Raw genomic sequence first — 19753 nt, 5'->3', positions numbered from 1 at the left:
TGAATCGGAACGCCTGTCACAGCGGCTGGATTGGCGATCAGCCGTTGCCGGCCAGCAGCCGCTTCGCCGCCGCCCTCGCCTCTTCGGTCACCGAGGCGCCCGCCAGCATGCGGGCAATCTCTTCGGTGCGGTCCTTCTGCGCCATCGTCGCCACGCGCGTGGCAATCTTTTCGGATCCCTCGGCCGCCGGCCCCTTGGAGATCAGAAGATGCGTCGCCGCCCTTGCGGCGACCTGCGGCGCATGCGTGACCGACAGCACCTGCACACGCTCCGACAGCCGCTTCAGCCGCTGGCCGATCGCATCGGCCACCGCCCCGCCGACGCCGGTATCGATTTCGTCGAAGACGAGCGTCGGGGCCGATCCGCGATCGGCGAGCGCCACCTTCAGGGCCAGCAGGAAACGCGACAGCTCGCCGCCGGAGGCGACCTTCATGATCGAGCCCGGCCGCGTGCCCGGATTGGTCTGGACATGGAACTCGACGACGTCAATGCCCTCGGCGAGCGCCTCCTGCGCATCCGTGGTGATCTCGACCATGAAACGGGCGCGTTCAAGCTTCAGCGCCGGCAGTTCCGTCATCACAGCCGCAGCCAGTGCGGTGCCGGCGTGATGGCGTTTGTCGGAGAGCGCGCGCGCCGCCGCATCGTAATTTTCCCGTGCCAGGCCTACCTCGGCTTCGAGCCGGGCAAGCCGCTCCTCGCCCGCGTCGAGATCGGCGAGATCGGCGATCATGCGGACGGCAAGCGCCGGCAGCTCAGTGACCGGCACGGAGTATTTGCGCGAGGCGGCCCTGAGCGCGAAAAGCCGCTCCTCGACCCGCTCCAGTTCCCTCGGATCGTATTCGGTCTTGCGCAGCGCTGCTTCGACTTCCATCTGCGCGTTGGAAAGCTGGTCGAGCGCGGCATCAAGCAGCGTCACGGTGTCTTCGAGCAGGCCCGGCGCCTCATGGCTCTTGCGCTCCAGCCGGCGCACCAGCGAGGCGATATGGGGCACTGGCGAGGCATTGCCGTTCAGGAACTCGGACGCCTCGGCAATATCGCCGGCGATTCGCTCGGCCTTCATCATCTTCTGCCGGCGATCGGCGAGTTCGTCCTCCTCGCCATCCTGCGGCGAGAGCTTCTCGAGTTCCTCGACGGAGGAACGCAGATAGTCGGCTTCGCGCGCCGCACCTTCCACCTTCTCGCGGTGCTTCTTCAGCGCCCGCTCGCTGTCGCGCCACAGACGATACAGCCGGGATACCTCGGAAACCTCATCGGTAAGACCGCCGAAGGCATCGAGCAGAGTGCGGTGGGCATTGGTGTCGACAAGGGCGCGATCGTCGTGCTGTCCGTGGATTTCGACCAGCATCTGGCCGGCCTGGCGCATCAGCTGCACGCTGACCGGCTGGTCGTTGACATAGGCCTTTGTGCGTCCGTCCGCCGATTGCTGGCGGCGGAAGATCAGGTCGCCCTCGTCGTCAATGCCGTTTTCACGCAGAAGGGTGCGGGCGCCGTGGTCCATGCCGACGTCGAACACCGCCGTCACCTGGCCCTTATCCTCGCCATGGCGCACCAAGCCGCCGTCGCCGCGCCCACCGAGCGCCAGCGACAGGCTGTCGAGCAGGATGGATTTGCCCGCCCCGGTCTCGCCCGTCAGCACGGAGAGGCCGGTCTCGAAGGCAAGATCCAGCCGCTCGATCAGGACGATATCGCGGATCGAAAGCTGGATCAGCATTGGCCTCAGGAACCGAGAAGAAGTTTTTTGCCTGCCGCAGCGATCCACGAGCCCTTGTTCTCACGCGGCTCGGCACCGCCACTCTGCAGCAGCTTGTAGGAATCGGCGTACCACTGGCTGTCGGGATAATTGTGGCCGAGAACGGCAGCCGCCGTCTGCGCCTCGTCGACAATGCCCATGGAATAATAAGCTTCGACGAGGCGCGCTAGGGCCTCTTCGATCTGGTTCGTGTTCGGATATTTCTCGACGACGATGCGGAAGCGCGAGATCGCGGCGAGATATTCCTTCCGCTCCATGTAGTAGCGGCCGATCTGCATTTCCTTGCCGGCAAGCTGATCGCGCGAGAAGCGGATCTTCGCCTGCGCGTCGTCGACATATTCGGAATTCGGATAATTGTCGATGACGGCCTGCATCGCTTCGATCGTCTTTGCCGAGGCGCGCTGGTCCTGCGTCACGTCGACGATCTGCTTGGAATAGGTGAGGCCGATGAGATACTGCACATAGGCCGCATCCGGGGATTTCGGATATTGCGACATGTAGCGGTTGCCTGATGCAAGCGCATCGTCCAGGCGGCCCTGGCGGTATTTGACGAAGGTGCTCATCACAAGCGCCTTGCGCGCCCATTCGGAGAACGGGTTCTCGCGGTCGATTGCGTCGAACTTGCGCGCCGCTTCCGCCATGTTGCCAGCCTTCATGTTGGCAAGGCCCTGGGTGTAGAGCACATCCGGCGGATCGGTTTCGAGGCCGAGCTTGGTGATGTCGATATCGGGATCCGACTGGCAACCGGATATCGAGGCGCCTGCGCTGAGCACCAGAAGCGATGCGAACAAAGCACGCGCTGTCTTCATCATACCTTCAGATCCTGCATAACCCATTCGAAAGAACCCCACTGCCGCCGCTCGCTCCACGGCAGCCACGCCTCTCTGGCGTTTCTAGCCACAAATGTGCATCAAGAGCAACGCAATGATAAGGCATTAACGCATTTTTGTGGCAGCGGCCGGGGAATGACTGGCTTTTCATCTTCTTCCCCGAGCTGTGGCAGTTAAGCACCTGACCCAGCTGGACATAAAAAAACCGCCTCCGGGAAAGAGGCGGCCTGGTCTTGAGAATGTGCTGGAGGTCATGCCGACCAGGGAGCGAATTCCGAAGCACTGACCGCGATCAGTTCGCGGGCAGCGACGCGCTGGCGCGGTGTCGACGTCTCGACCACCTCGTAGGCGGAGGAATCGGCGAGCAGCGCCTTCAGCGCATTGGCATTCATCTTGTGACCGCCGCGATAGGAACGGTAGCAGCCGATAAACTGGACGCCGGCAAGCGACAGATCGCCGACGGCATCGAGCGTCTTGTGGCGGACGAATTCGTCCTTGGCGTAGCGCAGCCCTTCGACGTTGATGACGGTATTGTCGTCCGAGATGACGACGGAATTTTCGAGCGAGGAGCCGAGCGCGTGGCCCGAGGCCCAGAGACGCTCGACATCGCGCATGAAGCCGAAGGTGCGGGCGCGGGAAAGCTCGGCCTTGAAGACGGCGGCGGTCATGTCGCCGGCCCACTTCTGCCGGCCGATCAGCGGGCAGTCGAAATCGATCTCGACTTCGAAGCGCGTACCGTCATAGGGGCGGAATTCGCTCCAGGAGCCGCCATGCTCGATTCGCACCGGCTTGGTGATACGGATGTAGCGGCGCTTGACGCGGAGCGAGACCAGACCGACCTGCTCGATCGCCTCGACGAAAGGCAGCGAGCTGCCGTCCATGATCGGCATTTCGGAGCCCTGCACCTCGATCACCACATTGTCGAGGCCGAGCGCATAGATCGCCGCCATGACATGTTCGATCGTCGCGACAGAATGGGCGGGCGAGAAGCCGAGCACGGTGCAGAGGTCGGTATTGCCGACCTGCGAGGAGACAGCCTTGAGTTCGGTGATGTCGCCATTGTCATGCAGGCGCTGGAAAACGACGCCGGTGTCCGATTCGGCCGGGTTCAGCGTGATCGAGACATTAGCGCCCGAATGCACCCCGATGCCCGAAAGCGACACGGGACGCGATACCGTCGTTTGAAAACCCAGCAAGCCAATTGCCATAAAATCTGCCTTTATTCTTCCGCACCGGCGGTCTGTTCGATCGGCGCGGTCACCGTTCTTTCTGCACAAGGAGCCACACGAAAAGTCTCCTAGGGCAGATTCGTTGCACCATACTTACGTGCCACGGCGCTCCAATCCAAATCACTGTTTCTTTCGCTTTGTTACGAAGTCAGGCAATTGAAATCGCTTGCGAATCGTGGGCTGAAAAACAGCAATGCCCGGGACCTTGATCCCGGGCATAAATGGTGCCGAAGCACGCCTTCAGTTCGACTGGCGACGCAGGAATGCCGGGATTTCCAGCTGGTCGTCTTCCTGCATCATCCGGGCCTGCGGAACCGTCCGGCCCTGGTCGTCGAGGTTGCCGCGACGCGGTGCGTAGAGGCTGGCCTCCGGCGACAGCGGACGGCGCTGCTGCGAAGCGGCTGCCGGTGCGGCAGTCATGTCGGCAGCAACGGCGTCGTCGTCGCGGCGGCCAAGCGAATTGGTGATTCGCTTCAGCAGCCCCATCGGACCGCGTTCTTCCGCCGCATGTGCGGAAGCCGGCTGCGTGCGGTGGTCAAGTTCGGCCTGGACGACCGGCGGGAAATCCTCGACCTTCGGCATGCGCATCGGTTCGGGCGCTTGGCGGATGATCGGCTCCTGCCGAACTGGCTGCTGCTGGACGGGCTGGCTCATCACCGGCTGGCTCATGACTGGCGCCGGAGCTTGCTGCTGCGCCGGTGCCGGACGCATTGCCGGAGCTTCCGGCGCAGGCGCGAAGATCTTGCTCTGCGGACGGAAGGTTTCCTGCTGTGTCACCGGCTGTTGCAGCGGTGCGGCGGCGCGCGGGGCCGGAATTTCGAGCTCGCGTTCCATCTCCGCTGCGCGGATGGTCTGCGCGATCGGATCCATGGCCTTCGGTGCCTGCATCACGGCGGCAGGCTGAACTGCGGCCGCTGCCGGAGCAACAGCCGCCGAGGGACGGATAGCCGGCCTTGCGGCTGGCTGGAGGTTGCGCTCGGCAGCCTCGTTCATCGCCCGATCGATGCCGGTCGCGACGACCGAGACGCGGATGATGCCTTCAAGCGATTCGTCGAAGGTGGCGCCGAGGATGATGTTGGCGTCGGGATCGACTTCCTCGCGGATGCGGGTCGCGGCTTCGTCGACTTCGAAGAGGGTGAGGTCGCGACCGCCGGTGATGGAGATCAGCAGGCCCTGGGCACCCTTCATCGAGGTCTCGTCGAGCAGCGGGTTGGCGATTGCAGCCTCTGCGGCCTGCAGCGCGCGGCCGGAGCCGGAGGCTTCGCCGGTACCCATCATCGCGCGGCCCATTTCGCGCATCACCGAGCGGACGTCGGCGAAGTCGAGGTTGATGAGACCTTCCTTCACCATCAGGTCGGTGATGCAGGCAACGCCAGAATAGAGAACCTGGTCGGCCATCGCGAAGGCATCGGCGAAGGTCGTCTTATCATTGGCAATACGGAAGAGGTTCTGGTTCGGAATGACGATCAGCGTATCGACAGACTTCTGCAGTTCCTGGATGCCCATCTCGGCCAGACGCATGCGGCGCCCGCCTTCGAAGTGGAACGGCTTGGTGACGACGCCGACCGTCAGGATGCCCTTGTTGCGGGCGGCCTGCGCGACGACGGGAGCTGCACCCGTGCCGGTGCCGCCGCCCATGCCGGCGGTGACGAAGCACATATGCGTGCCGTTCAGGTGATCGACGATCTCATCGATGCACTCTTCGGCCGCCGCGCGGCCGACTTCCGGCTGCGAACCTGCACCGAGACCTTCGGTGACATTGACGCCGAGCTGGATGATGCGCTCGGCCTTGGTCATCGTCAGCGCCTGCGCGTCCGTGTTGGCAACGACGAAGTCGACGCCCTGGAGGCCGGCGGTGATCATGTTGTTGACGGCATTGCCGCCACCGCCACCAACGCCGAATACGGTGATGCGCGGCTTCAGCTCTGTGATGTCAGGCTTTTGCAGCTTGATGGTCATTGTACCTGTTCCTTCTCTCTCTGGCCGCATCGCCACGCCGGCCAATTACTCAATTTTCAGAAGCTTTCCTTCAGCCACTGGCCCATCCGGGCTATGCGGCTGTTATTTCCTCCAAGCGACAGGAGCAGACCGCTCTGTGACGCATGTGTCTCCATGTCCGCGACCTGCGGATAGATCATCAGGCCGACGGCCGTCGAAAAGGCCGGCCCCTTGGCCGCCGTCGGCAATCCCGAGACGCCCATCGGACGGCCGATGCGGACGTTGCGGGCAAGGATGCGCCGCGCCACGTCGGCAAGGCCGGTCAACTGGCTGGCCCCACCGGTCAAGACGACGCGCTTGCCGACGATCGGGCTGAAGCCGGAGCGCTGGATGCGGTCGCGGATCAGTTCCATTGTCTCTTCGATTCGGGCCGAAACGATGCGCGAAACCAGCGCCCTCGGCACCTGCGACGGCTGGTCGCGATCGTCCTCGCCGATCGGCGGGATCGAGATCAGCTCGCGCTCGTCAGAAGAATTCGAAAGGGCCGTGGCATGCACGACCTTCAGCCGCTCCGCATCCTCGATGCGGGTCGAAAGGCCGCGCGCAAGGTCGGTGGTGACGTGATGGCCGCCGAGGCCGACGGCATCCGTATGAACGAGCTTGCCTTCGGCAAAGACCGAGATCGTCGTCGTGCCGCCGCCCATATCGATTGCCGCACAGCCGAGCTCGACCTCGTCGTCGACGAGCGCCGCAAGGCCCGATGCATAGGGCGTTGCAACGATGCCCTCAACCGATAGATGCGCGCGATTGACGCTGAGTTCAAGGTTCTTCAGCGCCGAGCGCTCCGCCGTCACGACATGCATGTCGACGCCGAGCGCATCGCCATACATTGCCAGCGGATCGCGGATGCCGCGCTCGCCATCGAGCGAAAACCCGGTCGCCAGCGAATGCAGCACCGAGCGGTCCTGGCGCAACGACTGCTGGCAGGCTGCCGACAGCACCTTCTTCAGATCGTTGAGTTCAACTTCCTGGCCGCCGAGATCGATCGTCGCGGTGTAGATATCGCTGCCGAGACGGCCAGCCGTCAGATTGACGATCAGGCTCTCGACGGTCAGCCCCGCCATGCGTTCAGCCGCGTCGACGGCGAGACGAATGACGCCTTCCAACGCGTCGAGATCGGCAATCACGCCGGTCTTGATGCCGCGGGAACGCTGGTGACCGATGCCGATGATTTCGATATTGTGCGTCCGGCCCGGCAGGATCTGGCTTTCCTCGCGGGGCGTCAGCCGGCCGATCATGCAGACCACCTTGGTCGAGCCGATGTCGAGCACCGAAACGACATGCGACCGCTTCGACGAAAGCGGCTTCAGGCGCGGCAATCCGAAATGGGATGAACCGAACAAGCTCATATATTCTGCCCCGCCTTCTTCAGTTCTTTCGTACGTTCCGTCACCGCCGTCTGCCGGCGAACCGCCGCCTCCGGCGTCAGCTGGATCGCGGTTCTGTCGGACAGCCTGAGATCGACCGCAGCAATATCCCGCTCCAGGAGCTGGTGCTCCTTGTCGAACTTCGAAAGCGTCGCCAGCGCCTGATCGATACCGACTTCCGGCAGCTTGACGACGACGCCATTATCCATGTGCAGATCCCAGCGACGGCCCGATATCCAGACATAGGCCTTCACGCGAGCCTTCACGTCGGGCCACTTCGAGAAGGCGTCGTCGAGCGAAGCCGCAGCCGTTTCCGCATCGCGGCCGACGACGAGCGGCAGCGACGAAAATTTGTTGTCGCGCAGCGGCGCAATGACGCTGCCGTTCTTCTCGATCAGGGAAAGCTCCTGTCCGTGCTGCCAGATCGCATAGGCCTGACGCTCCTTGAGCTTGACCTCGATCGTCTTCGGATAGACCTTGCGAACCTCGACACTTTCGACCCAGGGAAGCTGCACGATCTTGCGGCGGGCAGCATCGACGTCGAGGGCGACCAGCGAGGTCGTGCCATCGAGACCGATCAGCTGCAGAATCTCGATTTCGGAAGTCTCCGAGTTGCCGGAGACCTTCACATCCTCGATCGCAAAACCCGCCGCCGTCGTCGTCGCCTGCGCGACAGCTTCGGTGTGGCCGCCGAGCGACATGCCGTAAAGCCCGGTCGCAGCCAGGAGAGCGAGTGCAGAAACCGTGCCCGTATGGGCCGGAATGTAGATGCGGCCGCTGCCGAGACTGACCAGGAAGCGGGTAACGCGGCGCAGCGGACGCGGCAGGACGAACCGCTCTTCGGCTTCCATGATCGGAAGCACGGCATGATGGCTCGGACGCCCAATCCTCTTGACTGTCAACGCAAACACGACGCGTCCTCCACCATCCACCGGAGAAACCGACCAAAGGAATAGCCGGCATGACCGGCCATTTCGGGCACGAGCGAGGTTGGAGTCATACCAGGCTGGGTATTGACCTCCAGCCAGATGATTTCGCCGTCTTCGGACAAACGATCGTCGTAACGAAAGTCGGACCGACTGACGCCGCGACAACCGATTGCCTGATGCGCCCTTAAGGCCAATGTTTGTATTTTTTGGTAAATATTCGGTGAAATTTTCGCGGGGATGACGTGTTTTGAACCGCCCGCCGCATACTTGGAATCGTAATCATAGAAATTGTGTCCCTGCGGCACCACTTCCGTGACACCGAGCACCGTCTCGCCCATGACACCACAGGTGAGCTCACGGCCATGGACATAGCGCTCGACAAGCACCTCCTCGCCGTAGCGCCACTCGGGCGAGCTGACGATCTGCGGCGGATGCGCCTGATCTTCCGTGACGATGACGACGCCGAAGCTCGATCCCTCTCGGACGGGCTTCACCACATAGGGCGGCTTCATCGGATGCGTCGAGGGAAAGGCGAAACGGTTGACCACATGTGATTCGGCGACCGGAATGCCGGCGGCGGCAGCAACAAGCTTCGCCTTGTCCTTGTCCATCGCCAGCGCCGAGGCAAGCACGCCCGAATGCGTATAGGGGATCTCGAGATATTCCAGGATGCCCTGGATGGTACCATCCTCGCCGAACGGCCCATGCAGCGCGTTGAAGACCACATCGGGCTTCAACGCGGCGAGCTTCTCGGAAACGTCGCGGGCGACGTCGATGCGCGTCACGTCGAAGCCTTCTGCTTCGAGGGCCTCTGCGCAAGCCTTTCCCGAGGAAAGGCTGACAGGCCTTTCCGAGGAAAATCCGCCCATCAGGACAGCAACGTGCTTGCGACTCATCAACACCCCCAAAAATAACTTCCGTTTTCGAAATCGACGCTTGCGCCAAGCTGTCCGCGCCGTTTCAGGCCTTTGTCCGATCTGGATGCATTAGAGCATCATTATGGTTAATGAAGTGTTTACTTTCGTTAACTCCGCCTTCCCAAGCGCGGCATTTGTCCGTGGTGCGCGCTTCATTTCTCCACCCCCCACGCCTCGGGAATGTTGGAGCGAACATGCCCACCGATCCGCGAGAACAGAAAAGCCCGCGCGGAAAAACCACGCGGGCTCAATGAGATAACTCTGGATCCTATAGTCAGTCGGCGTCGTCGAGGAACTTCCACACTAGCCCGCCGAGCGCCCCGCCCGCGAGCGGTGCAATCCAGAACAGCCAGAGCTGCTGCAGTGCCCAACCGCCGACGAAAAGCGCCTGGCCGGTGGAACGCGCCGGGTTGACCGAGGTGTTTGTCACGGGAATAGAAACGAGATGGATCAGCGTCAGTCCGAGGCCGATCGCAAGCGGCGCGAAGCCCGCCGGCACCCGGCTGCTGGTCGACCCCAGGATGATGATGAGGAAGAACATGGTCAGCAGCACTTCGATCAGCAGCGCCGAAAGCAGCGAATAACCGCCCGGGGAATGATCGCCATATCCGTTGGCGGCAAAGCCGCCGAGTTCGAAACCCGCCTTGCCGCTGGCGATGAGATAGAGAAGCGCGGCCGCGGCGATGGCGCCGAGCACCTGGACGACGATATAGGGAACGAGACGCGCCGCGGGAAACCGTCCGGCAACGGTCAGGCCGAGCGAGACGGCGGGGTTGAAATGGCCACCCGAAATGCCGCCCGCGGCATAGGCCATGGTGAGCACGGTCAGGCCGAACGCAAAGGCCACGCCGACAAAACCGATACCCAGCTCGGGATAGGCCGCCGCAAGGACGGCGCTGCCGCATCCACCGAAGACAAGCCAGAATGTGCCGAGAAACTCGGCAACAAGACTCTTTTGCATGCGCCCCTCCTAAGCCTCAACCACAGAGTTTATAGTGAATCTGCCACAATTCGATTCCAGTCAAGCCGGCGGCAAATGCTGCGGCAAGCTCCACGCAAGAAACCGCGGGTTCGAGATACGATATGTGCGACGCGAGAAGACGTTTTCTCAGAGCTGAAATTGCGTTAAGACCCGCCGATCTCCCAAGCCGTTTCATTGAAATACTGATTGGAAAGAAAATGACAGACGCGATCTCCGCATCGCCGACCCCTGCCTCGAGCGCGCAAGTCAATTCCCCGTCACGCGTTCTCATCGCCAGCCTCGTCGGCACCACGATCGAATTCTTCGACTTCTACGTCTACGCGACGGCAGCCGTCCTCGTCTTCCCGCATCTCTTCTTCCCGGCAAGCGATTCGAACGCCGCAACGCTGCAGTCGCTTGTCACCTTCTCGATCGCCTTTTTCGCCCGCCCCATCGGCGCTGTAATTTTCGGCCATTTCGGCGACCGCATCGGCCGCAAGGCGACACTGGTTGCTGCGCTGATGACGATGGGGCTTTCGACCGTTCTGATCGGCCTGCTGCCGGGCTATGATTCGATCGGCATCGCGGCACCCTTGCTGCTGGCGCTTTGCCGCTTCGGTCAGGGCCTCGGCCTCGGCGGCGAATGGGGCGGCGCCGTCCTGCTCGCCACCGAAAACGCTCCTCCCGGCAAGCGCAGCTGGTACGCCATGTTCCCGCAGCTCGGCGCCCCGATCGGCTTCATCCTTTCCTCCGGCTTCTTCCTCATCCTGACGGAAACGATGAGCAACGAGGACTTCCTCGACTATGGCTGGCGCATCCCCTTTATCGCCAGCCTCGCCCTGGTCGCCGTCGGCCTCTATGTCCGCCTGAAGATCGCCGAAACGCCGGAATTCCGCAAAGCCGTCGAAAAGCACGAACGCGTCGCCGTGCCGATCGCGGTCGTCTTCCGCGGTCATCTGCGCAGTCTGATCCTCGGCACCTTCATCGCGGTCGCCACCTTCGTGCTGTTCTACCTGATGACGGTGTTCACGCTCTCCTGGGGCACGACACCTTTGGAAAAGGGCGGGCTCGGTTATTCCCGCGAGCAGTTCCTGGTCGTCCAGCTTGTCGGCGTCGTCTTTTTCGGCCTGACCATCCCGCTTTCCGGTTGGCTCTCCGACCGCTATTCGCGCCGCCTCATCCTGACGCTGACGACGATTGCCATTGCGATCTTCGGCTTCTTCTATGCGACGCTGTTGACCAGCGGCCTGACCGGCGCCTTCCTTTGCTCGATCATCGGCCTTGCTTTGATGGGCTTCACCTACGGTCCGATCGGCGCGGCCCTTGCCGCCCCCTTCCCGACCATGATCCGCTATACCGGCGCCTCGATGACCTTCAACCTCGGCGGCATTTTTGGCGCCTCGCTCGCCCCTTTTATCGCCACCCGGCTCGCCACCCACTACAGCCTGGACTATGTCGGCTACTACCTCGCCGCCTCGGCTGTGATCTCGCTGGTCTGCATCCGGCTGTCGGGCCGCGAAGAGGTCTGAGCCTCGGACAGCAAATGAACCGGAAGCCGCGACGGCCACTGTCGCGGCTTTTTTATTGATGCGGTCGACACTTCCGGCTAACCGGAGTACTCAAGGTAAACGGGGAACAGATCATGCGATGCCTCATTACCGGCGCAGCCGGCTTTGTCGGTGGGCCTCTCGTCGAAAGACTGCACAGAGAGCGGCTATGCGAGCTTCAGGTAACCACGCGATCTTCAGCCGCCAGCTTTCCGGAAGGTGTGCGGCATTTCCCCATCGAGATATCCAGCGAAACTGACTGGACGGCAGCTCTTCACGGTGTTGACGTCGTCGTCCATCTCGCCGCCCGCGTGCATATCATGAATGACCGCGCAGCCGATCCACTGACGGAATTCCGCCGGATCAACACCGCCGCCACTCTGAATCTCGCCGAACAGGCAGCACGCGCCAGGGTAAAAAGGCTCGTTTTCATCAGCAGCATCAAAGTCAATGGTGAAGAGAACGATCGGCCATTCCGCCACGACGACACGCCGATGCCGCTTGATCCCTATGGTGTTTCGAAGCTGGAAAGCGAAATCGGGCTGCATGAAATCTCCGCCCGAACCGGCATCGAAGTCGTCGTCATTCGACCGCCGCTCGTCTATGGGCCGCGCGCCAGGGGCAACTTCGCGCTGCTCGTCGGACTTGTCAGGAAGAAGATACCGCTCCCCTTCGCGTCACTGAAAAACCACCGGACGCTGGTTGCGCTTCCGAACCTCGTCGATCTGATTATCACGGGCATGACGCATCAGGGCGCTGCCGGCCAGACGTTTCTCGCAGGCGACGGAGAAGATCTCTCAACGCCCGGGCTCATCGAGGGAATTGCCGCAGGGTTGGGTGTCAAACCAATGCTGCTTCCCTTCCCCCCCGCTCTGTTGCAGCTGGGCGCGCGATTGACCGGAAAAGACGCCGTCTACCAGCGTCTTTGCGGTTCGCTGCAGGTCGACATATCCCACACCCGCGACGTGCTCGGCTGGTCACCCATCGTCACGCCACGCGAAGGTCTGAAGATCGCTGTGAAGTAAGAATTATTCGCTGGTGACGCCATGGAACGGGCGCACTTCGCGGCCGGGCATGAAGACACCGAGGCGCTTGATTTCCCATTCGAGCTTGATGCCCTCTTTCTCGAAGACTTCGCGGCGCACTTGTTCGCCGAGATATTCGAGATCGTAGCCGGTCGCCTGCCCCATGTTGATCATGAAGTTGCAGTGAAGCGACGACATCTGGGCTCCGCCGATGACGAGGCCGCGGCAGCCGGCCTCGTCGACCAATTTCCAGGCCGAATGGCCCTTCGGGTTCTTGAAGGTCGAGCCGCCAGTCTTTTCGCGCACCGGCTGCACCGTCTCGCGGTGATTGCGCACGGCGTCCATCTCGGCGCGGATCTGCGCGCGCTCTTCCGGATAGCCTTCGAATAGCACCGAGGTGAAGATCAGCTCGGCGGGTGCTGCGGAATACCGGTAGGAATAGCCCATTTCGGCATTGGAAAGCACATGCTTATTGCCCTTGCGGTCGACGGCGTTGACCTCGATCAGCCGCTCGCGTGTCTCCACGCCGTTTGCCCCAGCATTCATACGCGCCGCGCCGCCGATGCTGCCTGGAATACCGTAGAAGAAATGAAAGCCACCAATGCCGTTATCCATCGCCATCGCGGCCACATGTTTATCGGGGCAGATGGTGCCGGCAAGAATGCGGTTTTCGCCGGCAAGCTCGACAAAGCCGAACCCCTTGGCGGACAGGCGCAGCACGACGCCGGGAATGCCGCCGTCACGCACCAGGATATTGGAGCCGACGCCGATCACCGTCAGCGGCACCTCTTCCGGCAGTATCTTCAGGAAGGCGACGAGATCGTCGATGTCATGCGGCTGGAACATCAGCTCGGCCAGGCCGCCTGCCCTGAACCAGGTGACGCGGTCCATGGGGGCATCCGGCGTGATGCGCCCGCGGATATCCTTTACACCGTCTCCGAGAGACGCGAGAAGCTTTTCCCCATTCACCTGTTTCATACGGACTTTCCCGATAGGCCTTCCAGTTGCGTGGGCAGCGCCGCCGCCCAGGATGTGATGCTGCCAGCCCCCAACAGAACCACGAAATCGCCAGGCTTTGCAACCTCCGCAACCATCTGCGGTAGAAGCTCCGCCGAGGTGAGAAAGCGGGCGTCGCGATGGCCGCCGGATTTTATCCGCGAGACCAGCGACACGGAATCGATACCCGCGATCGGATCTTCGCCCGCCGCATAGACCGGCGCGAGGAAAATGCTGTCGGCGTCGTTGAAGCAGGCGGCGAATTCCTCGAATAGGCTCGCAAGGCGGCTATAGCGGTGCGGCTGGTGGACCGCGATCACCCGCCCCTTGCAGGATTCGCGGGCAGCGCGCAGCACCGCCTTGATCTCGACGGGATGGTGGCCGTAGTCGTCGAAGACCTGCACCCCGTTCCATTCGCCGGTCAGCGTGAAACGGCGCTTGACACCGCCGAAGGACGCAAGCCCCTTGGCGATATCGGCGCTCGATATGCCGAGCCGGTTGGCAACAGCGATCGCCGCCGTCGCGTTGGAAATATTATGCCGCCCGGGCATCGGCATGACCAGCCCCTTGAGCTCGATCACCTGGCCGGTGCGGCGGCGGCGGATTTCGACGTCGAAGATCGACCGCGTGCCGTCGATGCGCACATTCGTGAAGCGCACGTCGGCCTGCGGGTTCTCGCCATAGGTGATGATCTTGCGATCCTCGATGCGGCCGACCAGCGACTGCACCTCGGGATGGTCGAGGCACATGACGCCGAAGCCGTAGAACGGCACGTTCTCGACAAACTGCCGGAAGGCGGCGCGCACGGCATCGAAATTGCCGTAATGGTCGAGATGTTCCGGATCGATATTGGTGATGACGGCGACATCGGCGGGAAGCTTCAGGAAGGTGCCGTCCGATTCGTCGGCCTCGACCACCATCCACTCGCCCTCGCCCATGCGGGCATTGGTCCCGTAGGCGTTGATGATGCCGCCGTTGATCACGGTCGGGTCGAGCCCGCCGGCTTCGAGCAGCGTCGCGACCAGCGAAGTGGTCGTCGTCTTGCCATGCGTGCCGCCGATGGCGATCGCATTGCGGAAGCGCATCAACTCGGCAAGCATTTCGGCGCGGCGCACCACCGGCAGCAGCTTTTCGCGCGCGGCGATGAGTTCCGGATTGCTCTTCTTGATCGCCGTCGAAACGACGACGACTTCGGCCTCGCCCAGGTTTTCGGCCCGGTGGCCGACGAACACCTCGATGCCCTTGTCGCGCAGTCGCTGGACATTGGCGCTGTCGGCCTGGTCAGATCCCTGCACCTTGTGGCCGAGATTGTGCAGCACCTCGGCAATGCCGCTCATGCCGATGCCGCCGATGCCGATGAAATGAACGAGACCGATCGCCTTCGGCAGTTTCATGCGCGTGTCCTCTTGAATTCCGCAATTGTCCGTCCGGCGGCAATAGCCTCAACCATGTCGGCAAGCAAGTTCGCGGCATCGGGTTTCCCGGCCAGCTTCGCCGCCGCTGCCATGTGCGAAAGCTTTTCCGGATCGTTCATCACAGCCGTCAGGATCGCCGCGATCTTCTCCGGCGAAAGCTGCGACTGGGCAATTACCTTGGCCCCGCCGGTCGCAGCCAGTGCTGCGGCGTTCGCCGCCTGGTCGTGATCGAGAGCGTGCGGGTAAGGCACCAGCACGGCCGGCCGGCCGATGACGGAGATTTCCGAAACCGTCGAAGCGCCCGAACGGCAGATGACGAGATGCGCCCTTGCCAGCCGCTCGGCCATGTCGGTGAAGAAGGGGGCGATATCGGCGCCCATCTCCAGCTTGGCGACGCAGCCGCCGACCATTTCCATATCCTCGGGGCGCACCTGCTGGGTGATGCGCAGGCGCACGCGAAGCGTGTCGTCGAGCAGGCTGATCGCCGTCGGCAGCGCCTTGGAGAAATATTGCGCGCCCTGGCTGCCGCCGAAAACGACGAGGTTGAAGGCTTCGTCGGGATGCGAGGGCGTGTAAGGCACCTCGGCGGCGGTGATGATCGCCGGGCGGACCGGATTGCCCGTCGTCACCGTCTTGTCCGGGAAGGCGCCGCCGCCCTCCGGCAGGAAACCGCCGGCGATACCCTGCACGCGTGTCGCCAAGGCCTTGTTGGCGCGGCCCATCACGGCGTTCTGCTCGTGGATCATCGACGGCACACCGAGCCGGGTGGCGGCGAGTAGCGGCGGCACTGTCGGATAACCGCCGAAACCGACGACGATAACCGGCTTCAGCCGCTGGATCAGCTTCTTTGCCGCCCGCATACCGCTCCAGAGCGTCCACAGTGAGCGTGCGACAGCAACCGGGTTCTTCGAGCCGATCGTCGCCGACGGCACGATATGGATCTCCTCTGCCGGGAACTTGCCGGCATAACGCTCGGCCCGGCTGTCCGTGACGAGATGCACCGCGTAGCCGCGCTCCTTCAGCTTGAAGGCCAGCGCCTCCGCCGGGAACACATGACCACCGGTTCCCCCGGCGGCAAGCAGCACGATGCCTTTGCTCATGGCTTTTACTCCGCCGGCATGCCGTGCGGGACGCGGAAAAGGCTCCGGTCCTGCGCGCGTTTTTCCGGTCGATGGCGCGTCAGCGCCAGAATGAAGCCGGCGGTGACGCAGATCGCCACCATGGACGAGCCGCCGTAGGAAATCAGCGGCAGCGTCATGCCCTTTGCCGGCAGAAGCTCGAGATTGACGCCGATATTGATGATCGACTGGATGCCCATCTGCAGCACCAGGCCGGCAACGGCGAAACGGTTGAAGTCGTTGCGCTCGCGGTAGGCATGAGAGAGGCCGCGCAGCACCAGCACGGTAAACAGCGCAACCAGCGCTATGCAGAAGACGATGCCGAATTCCTCGGCCGCGACCGAGAAGATGAAATCGGTATGCGCATCCGGGATGATCCGTTTGACGATACCCTCGCCTGGCCCCTGGCCGAACCAGCTGCCGCGGATGATCGCCTCGCGCGCGGTGTCGATCTGGAACGTGTCGCCCTCGCCGGTCATGAACTTGTCTATTCGCAGCGCAACGTGCGGGAAGACGTAATAGGCGCTGAGCAGGCCGCCGGCGCCGCCGATGCCAAGCAGCATGATCCATATCCACGGCATGCCGGCCATGAAGAACATCCCGCCCCAGACGGCCGTCGTCAGGATGGTCTGGCCGAGGTCGGGTTGCGCGACGAGCAGAGCGGCGACGATGGCAAACAGGATGATGGCGAAAAGATTGCCGGGGATCTCCGGCTGGCGCGCATGTTCGGCAAACAACCAGGCGCAAACCACGACGAAGGCCGGCTTCATGAATTCCGACGGCTGGATCGAAAGGCCGGCGATCCAGATCCAGCGCCTGCCGCCCTTGACCTCCTGCCCGACGAACAGCACCAGCACCATCATGGCGATCGAGATGATCAGCAGCAGGATCGCCGTTCGCCGCACCTGGCGTGGCGTCAGGAACGACAGCCCGAGCATGACGGAGATCGAAGGGATCATGAAGGCTGCATGGCGCTTGACGAAGTGGAAAGGCTCGAGCCCGATGCGCTCGGCGACAGCCGGAGATGCCGCGAACGACAGCATGAAACCGATGCCCATCAGGAAGATGAACATCGCCAGGAAGAAGCGGTCGATGGTCCAGAACCAATCGGCCAGAGGCCCACGTTCCGCGCGGCTTACCATGTCATTTCTCTCCTGTTGCCGAACCGATCAGCATCGCAATTCCGTCAAGCGCTGCGACGTGGCCGACGAAGGCATCGCCCCTGACTTCGAAATTCTTATACTGATCGAAGCTTGCGCAAGCCGGGGATAACATCACGGCCGAAGCGCTGCTCTCGTCGCGCTCGGCATCGGCTGCCGCATGCGCAACCGCACGCTCCAGCGTGCCGGAGATCTCGTAGGGCGCAGCCTCGCCGAGCGTCGCAGCGAATTCCGCCGCCGCCTCGCCGATCAGATAGGCCTTGGCGATGCGCGGGAAATAGGGAGCGAGTGTTGTAATGCCGCCAGCCTTCGGCAGGCCGCCGGCGATCCAGTAGATGCGATCATAGCTCGAAAGGGCCGGCGCTGCAGCATCCGCATTGGTTGCTTTGGAATCATTGACGAAAACGACGCGGCCGCGCTGCCCTACAGGCTGCATGCGATGCTTGAGGCCGGGAAACGAGGCAAGGCCGGTGCGAATGTCGTCAGCGGAAATTCCGACGGCAAGGCAGGCGGCCACAGCTGCGGCGGCGTTCTGCGCATTATGGCTGCCGCGCAGCGTCTGGATACCGTCGAGATCGGCGAAGGGCAGCATGGCGCCGCCGGCTGCCTGAATGAGCCTGCTTCCCTCGGCATAAATGCCTGATGCCACTACGCTGCGGCGCGAAATGCGGACTACCTTGACATCCGCCCGCTCGACGCGGTCGGCAATCAGCGCCGAATGGCTGTCGTCGACGCCGACGATCGCGACATCGCTGCCGGCAACCAGCCGTTCCTTGATATCGGCATAATGCTGCATCGTGCCGTGGCGGTCGAGGTGATCAGGCGTCAGGTTGAGCAGGATGCCGGCGGACGGGTTCAGCGTCGGCGCCAGATCGATCTGATAGGAGGAGCATTCGACGACGTAATAGCGCTCGGCCTTCGGCGGATCGAGCGTCAAGACCGCCGTGCCGATATTCCCGCCGAGCTGCGTATCGTAGCCTGATGATTTCAGGATATGGGCGATCAATGCTGTCGTCGTCGACTTGCCGTTGGTGCCTGTGATGGCAATGAACGGGCAATCAGGCGCATGGGCGCGGCGCTCGCGCACGAAGAGCTCGACGTCGCCAACGATATCGACGCCGGCGGCGCGCGCAAGATCGACGGTCCAGTGCGGCTTTGGATGGGTGAGCGGCACGCCGGGCGACAGTACGAACAGCGCCTGCTGGCTCCAGTCGATAGTGTGCAGGTCCTCCGTCCGGATGCCTTCGGCTGCAGCCTTGGCGACGCTGTCGGGATTGTCGTCCCAGGCGGTTACCTCGGCGCCGCCTGAGACCAGCGCCCGCGCAGTGGCAAAGCCGGAGCCGCCGAGCCCGAATAGCGCGACCTTCCTGTCCTTGAGCGTCGTGACCGGGATCATCGTCGGCTCACCGCAGTTTCAGCGTCGAGAGGCCAAGCATGGCAAGGCCGACGGCGATGATCCAGAAGCGGATCACTACCTGGCTCTCGGTCCACCCCTTCTTCTCGAAGTGATGATGGATCGGCGCCATCAGGAACACGCGCCGGCCGGTCATCTTGAAGAAGCCGACCTGGATGATCACCGAGAGCGTCTCGATGACGAAGAGGCCGCCGATGATCGCCATGACGATCTCGTGTTTGGTGGCGACGGCAACGGTGCCGATCGTGCCGCCGAGTGCGAGCGAACCGGTGTCGCCCATGAAGATGGCGGCCGGCGGCGCATTGAACCAGAGAAAGCCGAGACCGGCGCCGATGACCGCGCCGAGGACGACGGCGAGCTCGCCGGTGCCGGGCACGAAATTGATCTGCAGGTAGTTCGCAAACACCACGTTGCCGGCGAGATAGGCAATGACGCCGAAGGAGGCGGCAGCGATCATCACAGGCACGATGGCAAGCCCGTCGAGGCCGTCAGTCAGGTTGACGGCATTGCCGGCGCCGACGATGACAAAGCCGCCGAAGACGACGAACATGATGCCGATATTGATCATGAAGTCCTTGAAGAAAGGAAAGGCGATCGAAGAACCGAAGGTCGAACCGGCAATGCCCGAGGCAAGGGCGGTGCGCATCATGAAATAGACGGCAATGCCGGCGATGACAAATTCGATGCCGAGACGGGCCTTGCCGGAAAAGCCCATGTGGCTCTGCTTCGTGACCTTGAGATAATCGTCGTAGAAGCCAATCGCGCCGAAGCCGAGCGTCACCAGCAAAGTGGCGACGACATAAACGTTGGAAAGATCGGCCCACAGCAGCGACGCGCCGACGATGCCGGCAAGGATCATCAGCCCGCCCATGGTCGGGGTGCCGGCCTTCTTGAAATGCGTCTGCGGCCCGTCGGCACGGATCGGCTGGCCCTTGCCTTGGCGGATGCGCAGCGAATTGATGATCGTCGGCCCGAACAGGAAGACGATCAGCGCCGAGGTGAACAGAGCGGCCCCTGTGCGGAAGGTAATATATCTGAACAAGTTCAGAAATTTGAAATATTCCGACAGTTCGACAAGCCAGATCAGCATTCAGGGC

At 62.7% G+C, this 19753-nt stretch carries 16 protein-coding genes; 2 read left to right on the top strand and 14 right to left on the bottom strand.

What is annotated here, in order from left to right:
- Positions 1-37: 37 nt before the first annotated feature.
- The 8 genes from recN to aqpZ all read right to left on the bottom strand — a co-directional run bounded on the left by recN (position 38) and on the right by aqpZ (position 9981).
- Complete coding sequence (gene recN / locus HJB89_RS11610) at positions 38-1711, bottom strand: DNA repair protein RecN (protein ID WP_207581118.1); 1674 nt, start codon at positions 1709-1711, stop codon at positions 38-40.
- A 5-nt stretch (positions 1712-1716) separates the two neighbouring features.
- Positions 1717-2586 carry an outer membrane protein assembly factor BamD gene (locus HJB89_RS11605; RefSeq protein WP_207581119.1) on the bottom strand — a complete coding sequence of 290 codons (870 nt, stop codon included), beginning with the start codon at positions 2584-2586 and terminating at the stop codon, positions 1717-1719.
- A 245-nt stretch (positions 2587-2831) separates the two neighbouring features.
- A complete protein-coding gene (gene lpxC / locus HJB89_RS11600) occupies positions 2832-3788 on the bottom strand; it encodes a UDP-3-O-acyl-N-acetylglucosamine deacetylase (RefSeq protein ID WP_207581120.1) in 957 nt (318 codons plus the stop codon).
- Between the two features lie 261 nt (positions 3789-4049).
- Positions 4050-5768: a cell division protein FtsZ gene (gene ftsZ / locus HJB89_RS11595; RefSeq protein ID WP_207581121.1), complete on the bottom strand. Its 1719-nt coding sequence runs from the start codon at positions 5766-5768 to the stop codon at positions 4050-4052.
- Positions 5769-5824: 56 nt separating this feature from the next.
- Entirely contained in the window at positions 5825-7156 is a 1332-nt protein-coding gene (ftsA, locus tag HJB89_RS11590) for a cell division protein FtsA (RefSeq protein WP_007630115.1), read from the bottom strand.
- On the bottom strand, positions 7153-8085 hold the full coding sequence (locus tag HJB89_RS11585) for a cell division protein FtsQ/DivIB (RefSeq protein ID WP_207581122.1): 933 nt from the start codon (positions 8083-8085) through the stop codon (positions 7153-7155). Before HJB89_RS11585 ends, ftsA begins: the two co-directional genes overlap by 4 nt.
- Positions 8073-8999: a D-alanine--D-alanine ligase gene (locus tag HJB89_RS11580; protein WP_207581123.1), complete on the bottom strand. Its 927-nt coding sequence runs from the start codon at positions 8997-8999 to the stop codon at positions 8073-8075. The genes HJB89_RS11585 and HJB89_RS11580 overlap by 13 nt, the downstream gene beginning before the upstream one ends.
- A 295-nt stretch (positions 9000-9294) precedes the next feature.
- Complete coding sequence (gene aqpZ, locus HJB89_RS11575; RefSeq protein ID WP_207581124.1) at positions 9295-9981, bottom strand: aquaporin Z; 687 nt, start codon at positions 9979-9981, stop codon at positions 9295-9297.
- A 218-nt stretch (positions 9982-10199) separates the two neighbouring features.
- Between aqpZ and HJB89_RS11570 the strand changes: the two genes are divergently transcribed.
- Together HJB89_RS11570 and HJB89_RS11565 are read left to right on the top strand one after the other, a co-directional pair.
- Positions 10200-11510, top strand: a complete 1311-nt coding sequence (locus HJB89_RS11570; protein ID WP_207581125.1) for an MFS transporter — start codon at positions 10200-10202, stop codon at positions 11508-11510.
- Positions 11511-11623: 113 nt separating this feature from the next.
- Entirely contained in the window at positions 11624-12553 is a 930-nt protein-coding gene (locus HJB89_RS11565) for an SDR family oxidoreductase (protein ID WP_221149895.1), read from the top strand.
- Between the two features lie 3 nt (positions 12554-12556).
- Here the strand turns inward: HJB89_RS11565 and murB are convergent, their stop codons facing one another.
- The 6 genes from murB to mraY are packed head-to-tail and all read right to left on the bottom strand — an operon-like array spanning position 12557 to position 19746.
- On the bottom strand, positions 12557-13531 hold the full coding sequence (gene murB / locus HJB89_RS11560; RefSeq protein ID WP_207581127.1) for a UDP-N-acetylmuramate dehydrogenase: 975 nt from the start codon (positions 13529-13531) through the stop codon (positions 12557-12559).
- The gene (gene murC / locus HJB89_RS11555) at positions 13528-14943 is read right to left on the bottom strand and encodes a UDP-N-acetylmuramate--L-alanine ligase (RefSeq protein ID WP_207581128.1); all 1416 of its coding nucleotides are present in this window, start codon (positions 14941-14943) and stop codon (positions 13528-13530) included. The genes murB and murC overlap by 4 nt, the downstream gene beginning before the upstream one ends.
- Complete coding sequence (murG, locus tag HJB89_RS11550) at positions 14940-16064, bottom strand: undecaprenyldiphospho-muramoylpentapeptide beta-N-acetylglucosaminyltransferase (protein WP_207581129.1); 1125 nt, start codon at positions 16062-16064, stop codon at positions 14940-14942. The genes murC and murG overlap by 4 nt, the downstream gene beginning before the upstream one ends.
- Before the next feature lie 5 nt (positions 16065-16069).
- On the bottom strand, positions 16070-17224 hold the full coding sequence (gene ftsW, locus HJB89_RS11545; RefSeq protein ID WP_164011711.1) for a putative lipid II flippase FtsW: 1155 nt from the start codon (positions 17222-17224) through the stop codon (positions 16070-16072).
- A gap of 1 nt (position 17225) precedes the next feature.
- Positions 17226-18638, bottom strand: a complete 1413-nt coding sequence (gene murD, locus HJB89_RS11540) for a UDP-N-acetylmuramoyl-L-alanine--D-glutamate ligase (RefSeq protein ID WP_207581130.1) — start codon at positions 18636-18638, stop codon at positions 17226-17228.
- Between the two features lie 7 nt (positions 18639-18645).
- A complete protein-coding gene (gene mraY, locus HJB89_RS11535) occupies positions 18646-19746 on the bottom strand; it encodes a phospho-N-acetylmuramoyl-pentapeptide-transferase (protein WP_207581131.1) in 1101 nt (366 codons plus the stop codon).
- Between the last annotated feature and the right edge of the window lie 7 nt (positions 19747-19753).

The sequence above is a fragment of the Rhizobium sp. NZLR8 genome (genome assembly GCF_019685025.1).
In the GTDB taxonomy this organism is placed as follows: domain Bacteria; phylum Pseudomonadota; class Alphaproteobacteria; order Rhizobiales; family Rhizobiaceae; genus Rhizobium.
The sequence above is the reverse complement of the archived record's forward strand: the minus strand, read 5'-3'. Positions and strand labels throughout refer to the sequence as shown.